General features: G+C 37.2%; 18 protein-coding genes. 5 read left to right on the top strand and 13 right to left on the bottom strand.

Features of this window, described 5'->3' with window-relative positions:
• Positions 1-299: 299 nt before the first annotated feature.
• A complete protein-coding gene (locus tag J2Z40_RS08695) occupies positions 300-815 on the top strand; it encodes a YjcG family protein (protein WP_066392895.1) in 516 nt (171 codons plus the stop codon).
• A 3-nt stretch (positions 816-818) separates the two neighbouring features.
• Positions 819-1,241 (top strand): GNAT family N-acetyltransferase, encoded by a 423-nt coding sequence (locus tag J2Z40_RS08690; protein WP_066392893.1) that lies wholly within the window; start codon positions 819-821, stop codon positions 1,239-1,241.
• Positions 1,242-1,352: 111 nt separating this feature from the next.
• On the opposite strand, the gene J2Z40_RS08685 is transcribed toward J2Z40_RS08690, so the two are convergent.
• On the bottom strand, positions 1,353-1,622 hold the full coding sequence (locus J2Z40_RS08685; RefSeq protein WP_066392891.1) for a hypothetical protein: 270 nt from the start codon (positions 1,620-1,622) through the stop codon (positions 1,353-1,355).
• A 115-nt stretch (positions 1,623-1,737) separates the two neighbouring features.
• Here J2Z40_RS08685 and J2Z40_RS08680 point away from each other — a divergent pair, with 115 nt between their 5' ends.
• Entirely contained in the window at positions 1,738-4,026 is a 2,289-nt protein-coding gene (locus J2Z40_RS08680; protein WP_066392888.1) for a UvrD-helicase domain-containing protein, read from the top strand.
• A gap of 85 nt (positions 4,027-4,111) precedes the next feature.
• On the opposite strand, the gene spoVIF is transcribed toward J2Z40_RS08680, so the two are convergent.
• From spoVIF to J2Z40_RS08650, 6 genes are all read right to left on the bottom strand, one after another.
• Entirely contained in the window at positions 4,112-4,366 is a 255-nt protein-coding gene (gene spoVIF / locus J2Z40_RS08675) for a sporulation-specific transcription regulator SpoVIF (RefSeq protein WP_066392886.1), read from the bottom strand.
• A 96-nt stretch (positions 4,367-4,462) separates the two neighbouring features.
• Positions 4,463-4,819: a stage V sporulation protein AE gene (spoVAE, locus tag J2Z40_RS08670; protein ID WP_066392884.1), complete on the bottom strand. Its 357-nt coding sequence runs from the start codon at positions 4,817-4,819 to the stop codon at positions 4,463-4,465.
• 16 nt (positions 4,820-4,835) lie between these two features.
• On the bottom strand, positions 4,836-5,852 hold the full coding sequence (gene spoVAD / locus J2Z40_RS08665; RefSeq protein ID WP_066392882.1) for a stage V sporulation protein AD: 1,017 nt from the start codon (positions 5,850-5,852) through the stop codon (positions 4,836-4,838).
• Entirely contained in the window at positions 5,852-6,328 is a 477-nt protein-coding gene (gene spoVAC, locus J2Z40_RS08660; RefSeq protein ID WP_066392880.1) for a stage V sporulation protein AC, read from the bottom strand. The genes spoVAD and spoVAC overlap by 1 nt, the downstream gene beginning before the upstream one ends.
• A gap of 15 nt (positions 6,329-6,343) precedes the next feature.
• Positions 6,344-6,814 carry a sporulation protein gene (locus J2Z40_RS08655; RefSeq protein WP_066392877.1) on the bottom strand — a complete coding sequence of 157 codons (471 nt, stop codon included), beginning with the start codon at positions 6,812-6,814 and terminating at the stop codon, positions 6,344-6,346.
• 429 nt (positions 6,815-7,243) lie between these two features.
• A complete protein-coding gene (locus J2Z40_RS08650; RefSeq protein ID WP_066392874.1) occupies positions 7,244-7,597 on the bottom strand; it encodes a DUF1360 domain-containing protein in 354 nt (117 codons plus the stop codon).
• A 329-nt stretch (positions 7,598-7,926) separates the two neighbouring features.
• Between J2Z40_RS08650 and J2Z40_RS08645 the strand changes: the two genes are divergently transcribed.
• Positions 7,927-8,433, top strand: a complete 507-nt coding sequence (locus J2Z40_RS08645; protein ID WP_066392872.1) for a CotY/CotZ family spore coat protein — start codon at positions 7,927-7,929, stop codon at positions 8,431-8,433.
• 51 nt (positions 8,434-8,484) lie between these two features.
• Here J2Z40_RS08645 and J2Z40_RS08640 read toward each other — a convergent pair whose 3' ends face one another.
• The 4 genes from J2Z40_RS08640 to mgtE all read right to left on the bottom strand — a co-directional run bounded on the left by J2Z40_RS08640 (position 8,485) and on the right by mgtE (position 13,398).
• The gene (locus tag J2Z40_RS08640; protein WP_066392869.1) at positions 8,485-9,069 is read right to left on the bottom strand and encodes a CotO family spore coat protein; all 585 of its coding nucleotides are present in this window, start codon (positions 9,067-9,069) and stop codon (positions 8,485-8,487) included.
• A 122-nt stretch (positions 9,070-9,191) separates the two neighbouring features.
• Complete coding sequence (gene fabI, locus J2Z40_RS08635; RefSeq protein ID WP_066392867.1) at positions 9,192-9,962, bottom strand: enoyl-ACP reductase FabI; 771 nt, start codon at positions 9,960-9,962, stop codon at positions 9,192-9,194.
• A gap of 175 nt (positions 9,963-10,137) precedes the next feature.
• Positions 10,138-12,000 carry a monovalent cation:proton antiporter family protein gene (locus tag J2Z40_RS08630; RefSeq protein WP_066392865.1) on the bottom strand — a complete coding sequence of 621 codons (1,863 nt, stop codon included), beginning with the start codon at positions 11,998-12,000 and terminating at the stop codon, positions 10,138-10,140.
• An 18-nt stretch (positions 12,001-12,018) separates the two neighbouring features.
• Positions 12,019-13,398 (bottom strand): magnesium transporter, encoded by a 1,380-nt coding sequence (gene mgtE / locus J2Z40_RS08625; protein WP_425351380.1) that lies wholly within the window; start codon positions 13,396-13,398, stop codon positions 12,019-12,021.
• Between the two features lie 244 nt (positions 13,399-13,642).
• Here mgtE and prpE point away from each other — a divergent pair, with 244 nt between their 5' ends.
• Complete coding sequence (gene prpE, locus J2Z40_RS08620) at positions 13,643-14,380, top strand: bis(5'-nucleosyl)-tetraphosphatase PrpE (protein ID WP_066392862.1); 738 nt, start codon at positions 13,643-13,645, stop codon at positions 14,378-14,380.
• A gap of 96 nt (positions 14,381-14,476) precedes the next feature.
• On the opposite strand, the gene J2Z40_RS08615 is transcribed toward prpE, so the two are convergent.
• Together J2Z40_RS08615 and J2Z40_RS08610 are read right to left on the bottom strand one after the other, a co-directional pair.
• Positions 14,477-15,361 (bottom strand): RluA family pseudouridine synthase, encoded by an 885-nt coding sequence (locus J2Z40_RS08615; RefSeq protein ID WP_066392861.1) that lies wholly within the window; start codon positions 15,359-15,361, stop codon positions 14,477-14,479.
• A 345-nt stretch (positions 15,362-15,706) separates the two neighbouring features.
• Positions 15,707-16,501 carry an NAD kinase gene (locus tag J2Z40_RS08610; protein WP_066392859.1) on the bottom strand — a complete coding sequence of 265 codons (795 nt, stop codon included), beginning with the start codon at positions 16,499-16,501 and terminating at the stop codon, positions 15,707-15,709.
• Positions 16,502-16,512 lie beyond the last annotated feature (11 nt).

Raw genomic sequence — 16,512 nt, 5'->3', positions numbered from 1 at the left:
GCCTCACGGAAAGGTGTCCTTTACCGATCTTTAGAGGATTGGCTTGTGACCTCGAGGGGGTAGGCGCTGGAGCTGGACGCAGAACTTGTCGCAAAGGTATCCACAACATTTATATTTTCCTATATAATAAAAAAACGCACGAAGTAATAGTAACTTCGTGCTGTTTCTTTTATTTTATTAATTTTAGGATGCAGTTACATTATTTTTGGAAGATTTGTTATAATGGTGTATATAAACGAACATAATTCATGTGAAAATTTTATGTAGTTCTATTAAATCTGAATGTTGGAGGTTATTTTATGAAATTAGGTATTGTCATTTTCCCCTCAAAGAATTTACAAGATCAAGCCAATTCATTCCGAAAACGGTATGACCCAAATTATTCTTTAATTCCCCCACATATTACACTCAAAGCAGGTTTTGAAGCAACCGAAGAGCAAATTAAACAATTTACAGATGTCTTGAATGAGATTTCATCTCACTTCGAACCTTTTCAAATAGCAACAAGAAAATTTAGCTCCTTTAAACCAGTAAATAATGTCATTTATTTTAAAATTGAAGAATCGAACATGCTGAATGAACTGCAATTTGAAATTAATAAGAGAATTGAATCAGAGGGTACAGAATATGCATTTGTACCACATATAACAATCGGACAACAATTATCGAACGATGAGCACTCGGATGTATATGGATCTTTACGAATGAATCAATTCAACTATGAGGAAACTATTGATCGATTCCACCTTTTATATCAATTAGAAAATGGTTCATGGACTGTTTACGAAACATTTCGTCTTGGAAAGGAAAAATAAGCCGTGGAAGTAAAAATCGTCTCAAGTAAGAAAGAGTTAGAAGAAGCTTTCTCAATAAGGAAAAAAGTATTTGTCTATGAGCAGAACGTTCCAATAGAAGAGGAAATTGATCAATACGAAGAAAAAGCTGTTCATTTTCTTCTTTATAATGACAATACACCTATTGGTGCAGGGCGTTTCCGTACAGTAGATGGAATTGGGAAAGTTGAAAGAATCTGTGTGTTATCTGATGAACGAAAAAGCGGTTCTGGAAAAGCCATCATGGAGAAAATTGAAGCATACGCAAAAAATGAAGGCTTCTCAGCATTGAAGCTAAATGCCCAAACACATGCGATTCCATTTTATAGTAAACTAGGCTACGAAATAATTTCAGAAGAGTTTTTAGACGCAGGAATTCCACACCGCACAATGAAAAAACTAATCTAAGCAAACTTCTGCCCATCGTGGCAGAAGTTTTTTATATTGGGTAGCGAGTATATGAGCTTCCCTTTTCATTTATTTTAAAAGATAAGGCTAGATTTCGTACACTTATCTAATCTATGCATACTCACTGAAATATCTGCCCTTCCCTGTTATTTCACTATATATCTTGTCAGTTGGCTGCTCCTTATACATCTTTTTTGAAACTTTCGATTCCTGATGAGGATTGGGATCTTTAAACAAGAATGGATGATTAAAGTCTTGCCTATTCGCTAGATGTTTGATTCGGTCAATTGGCACGAAGCGATAAGGGTCATATCTTTTACTTATTACTCTCTCCGCATACTGTGTATATTGATAATTCGTAACCGGTGCGATATAGCCCATTAATACGACCTCCAATCATAAGCTTTTAGATTCTCCTAATATTTGATATGATAAGATGATACTTTAATCAGTGGTGCATAGAAGCCCGTTAATCTGCAATAAATGAGGAATAAAAATGAAAACAGCTATATTACAAAATACAATTATTTATATTCAGCAAGTAAGCCGTGAGAGATTTCAGACCATTTATGAAGCTGGAAAAAAGGGCCAATTGCAATGCCCTGTATGCAAGGAAAAGGTTCGATTCTATTTAGGAATTGATGGAGAGCCTCATTTTTATCATATTCTGAATACTGATCATTCGTGTAAGGATAGCAATGAGGAGACGCCTACTCCCCCTCAAGAACCTTTTGAATATGTTGAACGAGGAGGATTCAGAATTCCTCACTCACGTGCAATAAATGCAGTGAAGGAACGAGAGAATCCTTATAAGAAAGCTCATTCAGTTAAAAATATTCCCCCTTTCACACCGATCAAACAAAATATACTCCCTTTTTCTTCTGAGTATTTATCAAAGCTAGCTCAAGGCAATATCATTCTTGATCATAACCAGACAAAGGCCGTAACACATACAGATGGCCCCTTACTCGTCTTGGCAGGTGCCGGAAGTGGAAAAACAAGAGTATTAACAACACGGACAGCATATATGATCCAGGAAAAAGCCATTGACCCGAAATCAATTATGCTCGTTACATTTACAGCTAAAGCTGCACAGGAAATGAAAGAAAGACTAGTAAACTATCCGCTGATGAACCGTCAGCAAATACAACAAATTGTTTCTGGAACCTTTCATAGTCTTTTTTACAGGATGCTTGTTTTTCATGAACCTAATCGATGGACACAGGATAAATTATTAAGTAGAGGCTGGCAGCGTGAGCAAATTATTAAGCAAGCAGGAAGGACATTAAATTTAGATGAAAAGGAATTTGCCTATGACCTCGCACTGCAGCAAATTGGATTCTGGAAGAATTCTCTTATTTCACCAATAGAAGTAAGGCCTGAATCCGCTTGGGAAGAGAAGGCAGTCCATCTGTATAAACTATATGAACAAGCTAAAGAACATGATGGTTTATTCGATTTTGATGATATGCTCACAGGCTGTTATCATCTTTTAAAAAGGAATGCGACGATTCTAGAATTCTATCAAAATCGTTTTCAATACTTCTTAATTGATGAGTTTCAAGATGTGAACAAAGTGCAATATGAGCTAATCAAAATGCTTTCTGCGCAGTCAAAAAATGTGTGTGCTGTTGGGGATGACGATCAATCTATTTATGCATTTCGCGGGAGTGACCCACAATACCTGCTAGATTTTGAAAAAGATTTTCCAAATGCAAAAATGATCACATTGAACGAAAATTATCGGTCAACACATGAAATTGTTTCAACTGCAAATGACATTATTATCCATAACAAAAAAAGACGCCCAAAGAAAATGAATGCTCAATTTTCTAATGAAAAGCCACCAATTTTCTTCTATCCTTATGATGAAGAAGAGGAAGCTACTTCTATTGTTACTGATATTCAAGAAAAAATAACTGCTGGCTTTGAACCGAAGGATTTTGCCATCCTCTACCGGACAAATACGGGGAGCCGAGCCATTTTCGAACGTCTCGCCCATTCAAGCCTCCCATTCAAAATTGACCAGGATGCTGAATCTTTTTATGACCGGTTTATAATCAGATGTATGCTGTCATTTTTACAATTATCCGTCAATGAAGACGATAAAGAGGCAATGAAAAATATTTTTCCCGCATTGTTTATTAAACCAGGTTTACTAAAGGACATAATGGCAGAGAGCATTTTAAAGGACTGCACATTACTTGAGTGTTTGAAGGAAATAAAAACCGGCTTCCCTTTTCAAGAAAAGAAATTAAAAAAAGTGGCACCTGTCATCCGTTCGATCACTCACCTATCTCCATTGATGGCCATTGAGACGATCGAAAAAGAACTTAGTCTACAAGATTTTATTAAAAAGCGGGGCAATGAAGGAAATAAAATGGAGAAAGGGTCTGATGACCTAAAGGATTTGAAAGTCGCTGCAAGAAATTTCAAATCGATTCATGAATTCATTGAGCACACTGAGCATATGAAGGCAATGAATAAAGAAATTAAGCAACTAAATAAAAAAAATACGAATGCAATCACTTTAAGTACCATTCACCGTGCAAAAGGGCTAGAATATAAGATTGTCTACATCGTTAGCTCGGTTGATGGGAGTCTTCCTCATGATCATGCCCTTGAAGCCTATCGAAATGGTGATTTCTCCCCACTAGAGGAAGAGAGAAGGCTTATATATGTTGCCATAACACGTGCAATGGAGCAGCTATACATTTCCATCCCTGAAAAAAGGCGAGGAAAAAAAGCTTACCCATCAAGATTTTTATCACCATTACAAAAATAAAAGCAATCAGACCAACTCCGTTCACGATTTGGTCTGATTACTTATGGTCTACGATAATGGCATTATTCTTTCACTCAATCGCTATTCACTTTTTATTAATCATTTGAGCAATTGTGCCGAAGTCTAGTTGCTTGCCTTCAGCCACAATTGATTTAACAATTTTATCCTCTGTTTCTTTAGGAACTGGTTTATTCGCAATTTGTGATACACGTCTAATGACATTTCTAACCGTCTTTTCATCTTTAAAATTTGCATTTTGCAACGAACTAGCTAATTCAAATACATCATTCATGTTGACGCCTGTTTTCTTCTCAATGTTTTTAAAGAATTGATTATCCATTTAAACATTCACGCCCTTTCCTAGCCTGCTTTCTATCATATGAAAGGACTGTAGAAATGGTGAAAGGACAATGAATAGATCCAATCAAATAATCAGTTACCCCTTTGGTTTAAAAATTAAGGCACCAATAAAGCCAAATACAATGGCTGCTGAAATTCCTGAGCTCGTCACTTCAAACATTCCAGATAAAACACCGACAAGTCCATGCTTTTCCGCTTCACTCATCGCCCCATGTACAAGTGAATTTCCAAAGCTTGTAATCGGGATCGTTGCACCAGCTCCAGCAAAATCAATGAGCGGTTCATACAATCCAAAACCATCTAACACTGCTCCAATCACAACAAGAAGGCTTAATGTATGTCCAGGTGTTAATTTTGCCACATCAAATAACAGCTGCCCTATTACACAAAAAAGACCACCAACGACAAATGCCCAAAAAAACATGGCTAACATCTTTATCCCTCCATTGTTAATTATTCATTTCAATTGATACTGCATGTGCGATACAAGGTATTGTTTCATTTTGTTGGAATGTTAAAGGCGATAATAGAGCGCCTGTTGCGACAACAAGAATTTTTTTATACTTACCGAGCTTCATTTGATTAAGTAAATGCCCGTATAGTACAGTTGCTGAACAGCCAGCACCACTTCCGCCTGCATTCACTGGCTGATCCTCTTTATAAATTAAGAGTCCACAATCTTGGAACTTTTCTTGATCAATTTTTAAACCAGCATTTGTAAGCAATTCGTATGCTGAACTCTGGCCAATTTCCCCTAAATCACCTGTAACGATTAGGTCATAATAAGAGGGGTCTATCTGTAAATCCTTAAAATGAGCGATGATTGTATCCGCTGCAGCTGGCGCCATTGCACCTCCCATATTAAATGGATCTGTTAATCCCATATCCACAACTTTTCCAATGGTTGCTGAAGTAGTAACTGGTAGATTGGAATGGCCTTCATTTTTAGAGAGGATGGCTACACCGGCACCTGTAATTGTCCACTGGGCGGTTGGCGGCTTTTGTCCTCCATATTCTGTTGGGTATCTGAATTGCTTCTCAATGGCCGCATTATGACTTGCTGCGCCTGTTAAAATATGATTAGCCCCTTGATAATTGATCATAAAGGAAGCCAATGCTAATCCTTCCATTGAGGTTGAACATGCGCCAAAAATCCCAAAGTATGGAATTTGGTTTGTTCGCGCACTCATACTAGTCGGTGTGATTTGATTGACTAGATCACCAGCGATAAAGAAGTGGATATCTTCTTCTAATAAATTGGTTTTATGTAGAACAGCTTGAGTCGCCTCTTCCATTAATACTCGATGCGCTTTCTCATATGAATCCTGCCCCATCCATAAGTCATCATGAAGAATATCAAAATCTGCCGCAAGCTTCCCATTTGCTTCAAAAGGGCCGCCAGATACCCCAGTTGCTGTAATGACAGGGCGATTAGGAAATACCCAGGATTGTTTCCCCTTCAGCATTAGATAACCCCCCACGTAATTAAAATTGTTTTAATTAATGCCACAACAAATGCCGAAAAAACACCAAACAAGATAACTGATCCTGCCAATTTGAACATATTTCCACCCACACCAAGGACAAATCCTTCCGTGCGATGCTCAATTGCTGCAGATATGACAGCATTTCCAAACCCTGTTACTGGAACAGCACTCCCAGCACCCGCAAATTGCCCAAGGTGATCATAAACACCGAACCCTGTAAGCAGCATCGAGAAAAAAACCATTGTTGCAACAGTTGGATTACCAGCTGTTTGTTCAGTAAAATTAAAAAAGTATATATAAAAATAAGTAACCGCTTGTCCGAACATGCAAATCAATCCGCCAACCCAAAACGCCCGAAGGCAATTTTTTAAGATTGGGCGTTTGAATTCATGTTTTTGTTGCAGTCCTTGGTATTTTTGTTGGGCTGGTGTTAAATTTTTCTTTTTATTCCCCATTCCCATTCTTCCTTTCTAAGCCATTTCATTCTTTAATTTAATGATTTCCTTTAATCTTTTACTTGCCTTTTCCTCTGAATAATTAGGATCCTTCATTTTTTCATTCAGCTTTACTGCCTCTAAGAAAATTTTATAATCACTTGAAACAGTAAATTTCTCGTCCGGGTACTTTTCTTCCAGCATCTTTTTCATTTTCTTTTCAATTTTCTTCATATGAAATCGCTGCAGATGTTTAACTTTATAAGCAACAAGTGTGTCATCTTTTCCTTTTACAACTGCTACATCATATAATTCCTTTATCGATTCAATATCCTTTTCAATACTTTTAACTAAATCAAATTCATTTCTTGAATTATTTTTAATGAGCAATGGGCTAGGATTTGTCTTTTTAATTAAAGCGAGTTCACTTTCATTTGATTCATTCTGATTGCAGCCCATTAAAGCAGTCATCAGTAACAAAGCCATGCAAAAGTATTTTATTTTCATTTATGTCCCTTCCTATACTGATCTTTTATTGTTATTGTCCACCTAAAAATGTGAAATTATGAATGTGATCCTATAGGCTTTTATTTCCAACTACTATTTTTAAAAAGGTTAATTTCATAAACTTTATTGCTAATTTAAATTTAGTTGGGTTAAAGGCTACGATTTGCCAAAACCATTTTTTCATAAAAAAAATAAAAGAGCCGGCATATACCGGCTCTTTTCATTTAGTCCATCTTCTTTTTCCCACACCCACAACCTTTTTTCTTTTTCGGCGTTTTCTGAGGTTTAATCTTCACTGGTTGAGCTTGTTTATTTAACATAATTAGCCTCCCCCCAATAGTTAGTATGATAATAAACAAAAATGGCACTTCAAAATAATATGTCTTTGTATATTGTATGAATCCATTCTTTGCTTGTGTAACTCTTTGCCTATTCATCCAGCCATTTTTGCACAACTGTCTCAATAATTGCTGCAAGCCCAGCTACTGCTAGAACAAGTAGAAAAGGGATAGCTATTTCGGGAAAATACAAATAAAAAAGACATAAAAAAAGGGAGCTCCAAATTCCTGTACACCAGTAACAACTCAATAATTGCCCAAAGAAACCACGTAATCCTGTCTTTGGAACATAATATTCCTCACTCACACCTTCTTCAGTTGTTTCTTGTACTTCATCAAAAAATGGCTTCCTCATAAATTCCGTAATCTGATCATAGACAAGCAGCCGAGTAAACCGAAAACTGGCGAAAGCAAGTATGAGCAGTTCCATGAATGAAAAATACATCCCTTTCACCTCTTTTTTTCATGCTTTTCTAAAAGAGTATTGTGAATGAATTAGTTATATGAATGAAATAACCAGTTGATTAGAGAGGAATTACCTTTTACTACTTAATGGTTTATGGACAAGTATTTATGAAAATAGCCATTTATGATGTTTGGCTTTTTGGGAGCTATAAGTACTTCACTTCTTATCGTTAGAGATCATCATCCATCCACTCGATAAAAAAATCGCCTATTTTTATGTAAAACAAGGCGTTTGTCCGTTACCTATTGGGTACTTCGGCAATATGTTAGTAGTGTAGTATCACAAGAATCAAACAAGGAGGAAATAAAATGGGTTGTGGAAAAAAAGACGACTTCAAAGGCAATAGCTGTGTATGTGAAGTAGTTCGTGCAATAAAAGATATTCAAGATAATGCTGAAGATGTATGTGAATGCCCTTCCAATTGTTTCTTAGAACCACTAGGACATATCTCACCTGGAAAGAAGAAGCATAGACATCCAGATACTCGTGTATTTGTATTAAAAACAGCGGATGGGTCACCATTCCATGCGTTCTTCACTGGAAATGAGTGTGCATGTGTTTCCATCTTCTTTAGAGTAGAGGATATCTTTGATAATTGCTGCGCAGTACTTCGAGTTCTTGAACCAGTGAACAGAATTCCAGGGCCAGATAATGATCGAACAGTTGACCTAGCAAAGAACTGCTGCATTGACCTTGAAAAGGTTTGTAAAGTTGATTATTTCAGACAAACAGACAGCTGTATTACTGTCGACCTGAGCTGCTTCTGTGCAGTACAATGTATCGATGATGTTTATCTTGGCATCTGCGAAGATTAACAAGCAAAAATCAGCCAGTCGTTCAAGAACGACTGGCTCTTTTTTTATCCTTCACTTTCTTAAGCCGATCATTTTAATATCCTTAATCTCTTGAATAGAAATCTGTTCAATATCCCCAGACAAAGATTTTAGTTCAATCCTTTCATTTTCTTGTTTCAACAGGAATCCCTTATGCGATTTATTCTTAGTTTCAAATATACAAGGAACTGGTGGAAGCTGCTTTGGAAACTCCACTAAATATTGGAGACGCTCTGCTACACTCATTTCTTTAAAGCTCTTCAATTTTCGAAAAGAGGACTTACGTTCTGTTTGGAATGAATAGGAGGAACCCTTCTCCTTCTCACCCAATCCAGTTTCAAACTCCTCAATTGTCTTCTGAATGTGATCTCGTTGATTGGAAGCTGACTCCTGCTTTTTTGATTCATTTCGAGCATCTGATTTTGATAAAGACCCTAATTTATCTTGCTTTTTCTCCTCTCTATCACTTGCTTTCGTCTCTATCGATTGAACCATTTGTGCTTTTCTTTGCATTTCAGCCTTTCTACTTGAGTATGACTCCTGCATATTTGTTTTAGGAAACTGCAATGTAGGCTGTTGAATGTAAAACAACGGTTCTTTTTGCTTTTTATTTGCCAATTTGGCTCACCTCCACATACATATGTGTTCACCCTATATGTATGCAAAATAGAGGATGACGTTGCTTAAGGACAGAAAAAAACCTGCTACATAAAAATATGCGCAGGTTAGACTGATCGTTTTTAAACAATATGGTATCCAGAATCAACGTGAATGTTTTCTCCGGTAATTCCTCTTGATAGATCACTAAATAAAAATGCGGCAGTATCGCCTACTTCTTCAGGTGTTGTCGTTCTGCGAAGTGGTGAACGTTCTTCAATTTCTTTTAAACTTGCATTAAAGTCACTTACCCCTTTTGCAGACAATGTCCGTATCGGTCCCGCAGAAATTGAATTGACTCTTATCCCATTCTTACCAAGGTCATTTGCTAAATATTTTACACTTGCATCAAGTGAAGCTTTAGCAACACCCATGACATTATAATTCTTGATGACACGCTCTCCGCCAAGATAAGTTAACGTCACAATGCTTCCACCTTCTGTCATTAACCCCTTTGCTTCCTTCGCAACAGCAGTTAATGAATAGGCGCTAATATTATGAGCAAGAAGGAATCCATCACGAGTCGTATTCATATAGTCTCCTTGGAGCTCTTCTTTATTAGCAAAAGCAATGCAATGTGCAACCCCATGTATGGTGCCTACCTTTGCTTTTATTTCTGCGAAACACTTCGCAATTTCTTCATCATTTGTTACATCACATGGAAGGACGAGAGAATTCGCATTCTCAAGAGATTCAGCAAGCTCCCGTACGCCTTTCTCCATTCGCTCCCCAGCATAAGTAAAAATTAGACTTGCACCTGCTTTATGAAGGGATCTCGCAATTCCCCAAGCAATACTACGTTTATTAGCAACACCCATAACGACAAATGTTTTTCCAGTTAAAGAAAGAGTCATTCTTATTTCCTCCTGTATTATCACATGTTATTAGTACCTAGTGCTAATTCTACTATACAATAAAAAAAAAGAAAAGCCTTCTTCATGAAAATGGGTGGTAGAAAAGCGTAGGCGACAGTTTTAGTGACATAAGAAAAGCAAGCCAGTTGAAAAGCTGACTTGCTTTTTTCCATAACTAATATGTTTCACAAAACTCCAGTTCTCGCCTTAACTCATCCACATATTCCTTTGTACCTGTAACAATTAAACTGTCATTTTGTTGAAGCTCTGTATCTCCATGCGGGACAATTGAATCATGCCCACGGAGAATTCTTACAAAAATAACATCTCCAGTAAAAGGGAATTTACGTAATGTCATGCCATTAAATTGGCTGTTTAACAGTTTTATTTCGTATAATGCTGTTTCTTGATTCGTTAAGATGTTCATTACGCCAGGAGATTCGATTAAAGCTCTTAGCAATGTTTTCTGTGACAATAGAACAGAGAATACTTCAATCTCTTTCTCCTTAAGCCGTTCTTGAAGATCTGGACTTTCAATCCGGCAAATCACTCGCTCAACTCCGTTTTCCTTATAAGAGACAGCGAGCTCTGCATTTATCATTTCATCCCCAGTAGATATAACAATAATATCTGAATCAAGTGCATCTGTTTGTTCAAGTGATTGGATCGAGTAATCTGCTAGCTCCACAATTTCAAATAAGGAATCCGAAATCGTTTTATCTGCCTTCTCTTGTTCCTTATGATATAGTACCGGCTCATAAAGCTCAGATTTTAACTCCCGATAGACTGGCAATGTTAATTGATTCGCGCCAATAAATGCGACCTTTAATTTTCTTTCTGTATTTTCTTGCTTAGGAAAAAGCTTTTTAAAGACAATTGGTGTGAAAATACTTGTAATAACAGCTACGAGTATTAATGTTCCACTCATTTCTGATGTGATAACACCAATTCTTTCTCCAATTGTCGCAGCAGCAATGACGAGCGATAATGTGGATGTTAATAAAAATCCTGAAGCAATAACTGTATTCTTGTCATACCACCTTTTTAAAAGATAAACAGGAAGCAATTTCGAAATAAGTAAGGCAATTAGTAAAAGCGGGATAAGCATTAATAATTTCTTATCACTAAATAATGACCATACGTTCAAATCAACGCCAACCATTACAAAGAAAATCGGAATTAAAAATCCATAACCAAATGAATCAAGTTTATGAACAAGCTCTTGATTTGGTGCTAATAGCGAAACTAATACCCCTGCAAGGAAGGCACCTAAAATATTTTCTGCTCCAACCGTTTCAGAGAGTGCAACAAGAAAAATTATTAAAGCAAACACAGCTCTTGTTCCGATTTGAACAGTTCCTGTTGCCAGCGTTTCAACAATTTTACGATTTTTGAACTTTCTTCCGATGAAATAAAGAAGAACACCAACCGCAAATAGTACGAGTAATAGCCAAGTATTCCCTTTTCCTCCATCATATAATGAAACAAAAACCGCAAGTAAAATCATTGTTGCTAAATCGGCAATGACAGCAATTAGCAAGATAATTTGCCCAATTGTTGTTTTCATTAAATGGCCTTCCTTCAATGTCGGAACAACAACACCTAATGAAATCGTTGAAATGATTAAGGTCATTAAAAATACATTATCAATAAAGCCCATTAACACAAATAAATAGGATAACCCTAATGACACAATGAAAATACCTGCAAAAACAATTGTTGAAACAATAAATGTATTTGGTTCCAGTTTTCCGTTCGGAAGCTTGTTACGCTTTTTATTCCCCGAAAATGCGGTAAAGTCAATTTCTAAGCCACTAAGAAACATTAGAAAGATAAATCCAAGTGTTGATAAAGTTTCAAGCCACATATCTGGGTGTACAATATTAAAGCCGCTCTTTCCGATGATTAACCCCATTAATATTTCTGCTACAACCACAGGTAAAAAGTTCAGTTTAAAGCGATGCAGCAAAATAGGCGTTAAAAAGGCGACAATAATAACGATAACTAGAGATGCAACCGAGGCTCCGTGTTCTTCCATCGAATCTCCCCTTTACATTTAAATTAAATAACTCATAAATAATGTGGCCAATCCAAAATAGATTAAAATACTAATCAGGTCATTAATTGTTGTAATAAATGGCCCAGACGCTACAGCTGGATCAATTTTAAATTTATGCATAACAAGTGGAATAAGCGCTCCCGCTAATGTCGCTACAATTAATGTGCATAAAATCGATCCCCCAACAAGAATACCGAGGAAGAGATTTCCTTGCCAAAAGAAAATGACGAGCGAAACAAGAATTCCACAAATCGTACCTGTTATAAGTCCTGTTCCAGCTTCCCTTATAATAAGTTTCCATTTATTCTCTTTCTCCAAGTCTCCCGTCGCAATTCCACGTACAGCAACTGCAAGAGCCTGTGTTCCTGTATTACCAGCCATTCCAGCAATTAAGGGGATAAATACAGCTAAGATTGCCACTTTATTTAATGTCTCTTCAAAGCGTCCAATTAAACTTGCCGTCATCATTCCAAGGAACAAGAGGATAATTAACCATGGCAGTCGCTTTCTTGCAGCAGACCATGGACTACGATCAATTGTATCCATATCTGTTACAGCAGCAAGCTTGGAATAATCATCCGATGCCTCTTCTTCCATAACATCCATGACATCATCCACTGTAATAATCCCTAATAAATGATTTTGAAAGTCAACAACAGGTAAAGCAAGAAAATTATAGTCTTTAATTTTCCGAGCAACTTCCTCTTGATCTTCTCCGACAGATACAGAAACGATCCGATCATTCGTAATATCAGCGATCATTGTATCATCATCATTAACAATTAAATCCCTTAATGAGATAACCCCAGCCAATCTCTTTTGCTCATCTAATACATAAATATAGTAAATCGTTTCTGCAACAGGTGCTTCGTTTTTTAATATATACATTGCTGACCGGACTGTTTGATTCGCTGAAATCGAAACAAAATCTGTTGTCATAATACTACCGGCTGTATATTCCTCATAATGAAGAAGTTCCTTAATTTCCTGTGCCGCCTCTTCATCCATAATCGTTAAATAACTAACAACCTGGTTTTTTTCAAGCTCATTAAGAACGTCTACCGCATCATCAACATACATTTTCGAAATCATATCTGCCGCATAAGTAGGATTCATCTCAGCAAGAACATCTTTATATTCTTCATCATCAATTTCAAGATTCTCAAAAAGAGTCGCCATCTCCTCAGGTGAGAGGTACTGATACACTTTATTACGATGCTCCTCAGCCAATTCCTTAAAAAATGAAGCTTGATCATAAGGGTGTAACTGTAAAAATTCATCACGAAACGTTTCCATCTCTTCATTTTGTAAAGAATTGAATAGTAACTCCTTATCAATTCGTTGATCAATTTTCTCTTCTGTCTTTATCTCCATCATCTTGATCCTCCTTCCTCTTTCATTATTACCCAAATAATACTAGCAAATCTTTGCTTTTTTGTCGCATAATAATACCTATAATCGTTATATTTACTTACTTTCCCCTATCAATACTATTTAAATCATAATTAGATACTGGATAAAAGTATGACTTAATTTTTTATCATTTTTTTATACGTACTGCTTTATATAATGGATTCGATTGTCCCTTGCCTTAGATATCAAAAATGATAAGGAGATCAAAATGAAAATTGATATAATCGGCGATATTCATGGCTGCTATGACGAATTTAAGGAACTCACAAAAAAACTCGGATACATTTGGAACCATGAGAACATCCCAACACATCAAAAGGAACGAAAATTAGCATTTGTTGGTGACTTAACCGATCGTGGTCCCCACTCTTTAAAAGTTGCCAAAGTTGTTTCAACACTTGTTAAGAAAAAGCTCGCATTTTACGTACCAGGTAATCACTGCAATAAATTATATCGTTTCTTTAAAGGCAATAAAGTTCAACATACACACGGGCTAGAAACAACAGTTGCCGAATATGAACCCTTAACGAATAAAGAGAAGCAGGAGATACGGAAAAACTTTATTCAGCTTTATGATCACTCCCCTTTACACTTGGTTCTTGATGACAGCAAATTAGTGATTGCACATGCTGGAATTCGAGAAGATTTAATTGGCAAGGATTCAAATAAAGTGAAAACCTTTGTACTATATGGAGATATTACGGGGGAAAAACACCCAGATGGGTCACCTGTTCGTCTCGATTGGGCAAAGCAATATAATGGAAAAGCAATCATCGTATACGGGCATACCCCAGTAAAAGAAGTACGAATTGTGAATAATACATATAATATCGATACTGGAGCCGTCTTTGGCAATAAATTGACTGCTCTAAGATACCCAGAAATGGAGATAGTCTCTGTCGATTCTAAGCAGCCTTACCTAGAAGATAAGTTCAGAGAAATCTAACTAACTTGCCACCATTCATTTCAATGAAACATTCTGCTATTAAAATGCAAAAAGCCGGATAAACCGGCTTTTTTCCGTTTAACAATTGCAATTTCCTTACATCAAACTTCCCATATCCTTAGGTAATTCTGATTTGAATGTCATATTTTCTTCTAAAAATGGATGAAAAAACTTCAATTCATAGCAATGTAGTGCCTGTCTTTTCAAAAGAGTATCATTGCCGTCATATAGTTGATCTCCCACTAACGGATGCCCTATATAAGACATATGAACGCGAATTTGATGGGTACGCCCTGTTCCAAGCTTTAACTTTACATGAGTAAAAGATCGTTTGTAGCAGAGAACTTCATAATGAGTACAAGCATATTGTCCGTTTGGATCCACCATTCTTTCAATAATACTATTAGGGTTTCTAGCAATCGGTTTCTCGATAATGCCAGAATGATTTTCCAAAGCCCCTTCAACAAATGCTTGATAAATCCGTTTTACTCTACCAGCCTTCTGCTCTTCACTTAATAAATGATGGACATGTCGATGCTTGGCGATAAGCACAAGTCCTGATGTATCTCGATCCAATCTTGTTACAATATGGGCTGTGGCCCTAATTGCTTTCTGTTCATAATAGCCAATTAAGGCATTGGCTAAGCTTCCTGATGGATGCTCTCTTGAAGGAATCGTACTCATCCCTGCCTGCTTATTCACAATGAGCACGTATTCGTCCTCATATACGAGGTCTAATGGAATCGCTTCTCCTTTTATCCCCACACTCGGATGTTCTACCGGGAAGCTAACCTTTAATAGATCCCCCTTCTTTAATGAGTAACGAACCGTTTGCTCGACCCCATTCACGAGAATGGAGCCACCTTTATACTTTATATCTGCTAAAGCTGCTCTTGAAATGGCTTTTTCCTTCATAAAATCTTTAATTATTTTATTTGCATCCGACTCAAGTATGTCCCATTGTAATTGAAAACTTGTCATAAATCATACTCCTAAAAACTGTTAGCAAGTTGCACCCTGCTTCTCTTTTGTATTTCCAGCAGCTAGATCTCCCTGAACAAGCCGCTTCCGCTTTTATCTGTCCAGCTGCAGCGGCTAGACCCTCGAGGTCATAAGCCAGGCTGGACTAAAGGTTAAAGAACAACCTTCATTCCAGCCTGTCTTATGCTTGTCGGGTCTGAACAAGCCGCTTCCGCTTTTATCTATCCAGCTGCAGCGGCTAGGGGCTCGTGTCATAAGCCAATACGTCCAGAAGGTTAAAGTACAACCTTCTAGCCGCCTTGTCTTATGCATGTCGCCCCTGAACAAGCCGCTTCCGCTTTTAATTTAATCTGCAACAAATGAGTCGTGGACTCGTTTCCAGAATGGGAATGGACGGAAGCGTGCAAAGCGTATTTTCTCATCTGCCACTCGGAATTGAATCGACTTCACATCTTTGTGAAGCATCGTAATATGGTCAACAGCAACCTGGAAGTCAAGCTTATTCACTGGTTTCAATGTACAAGTATGATGGGCTGGCAAGACGAGAGGCGAGCCAACTGTTCGGAAAACTTTATTGTTTATTGATGCCATTTCAGCTAGCTGGATCGCCGGGATCGATGGATGTAGGATGGCTCCACCTAGTGCTTTATTATAAGCCGTGCTGCCTGATGGAGTTGACACACATAATCCATCCCCTCTGAACCGCTCAAAATGCTGACCACGGATATCAACATCCATTACTAGGGTTGCATCAACCGCTTTCACTGTCGATTCATTTAGGCCTAAATATCTTGTTTCCCTGCCCCCATGCTGATAACGAATAATTACCTCTACTAATGGATACTCAATTACCTGATAAGGAGTTTTTGCGATTGCAATAACAAGCTTTTCTATTTCCTCTGGTACCCAATCCGCATAAAATCCTAGATGTCCTGTATGAACACCTACGAAAGCTGTTTTATCCAAACGACCTGTATAGCGATGAAATGCATACAGCAATGTCCCATCTCCACCAACAGAAATAACAATATCTGGCTGCTCTTCATCATAAATTAGATCGAAATCTAATAAATATGTTTTCATTTTATGCATGAGTGTATTTGATTTTGTATCCCCTTTTGAGGTAATCGCAAATTTCATCGTTTTCATGC

It is taken from the genome of Cytobacillus eiseniae, assembly GCF_017874625.1.
Classification (GTDB): Bacteria; Bacillota; Bacilli; order Bacillales; family Cytobacillaceae; genus Cytobacillus; species Cytobacillus eiseniae.
Note: the sequence above shows the minus strand (reverse complement) of the source record. Positions and strands in the feature narration are given on the sequence as shown.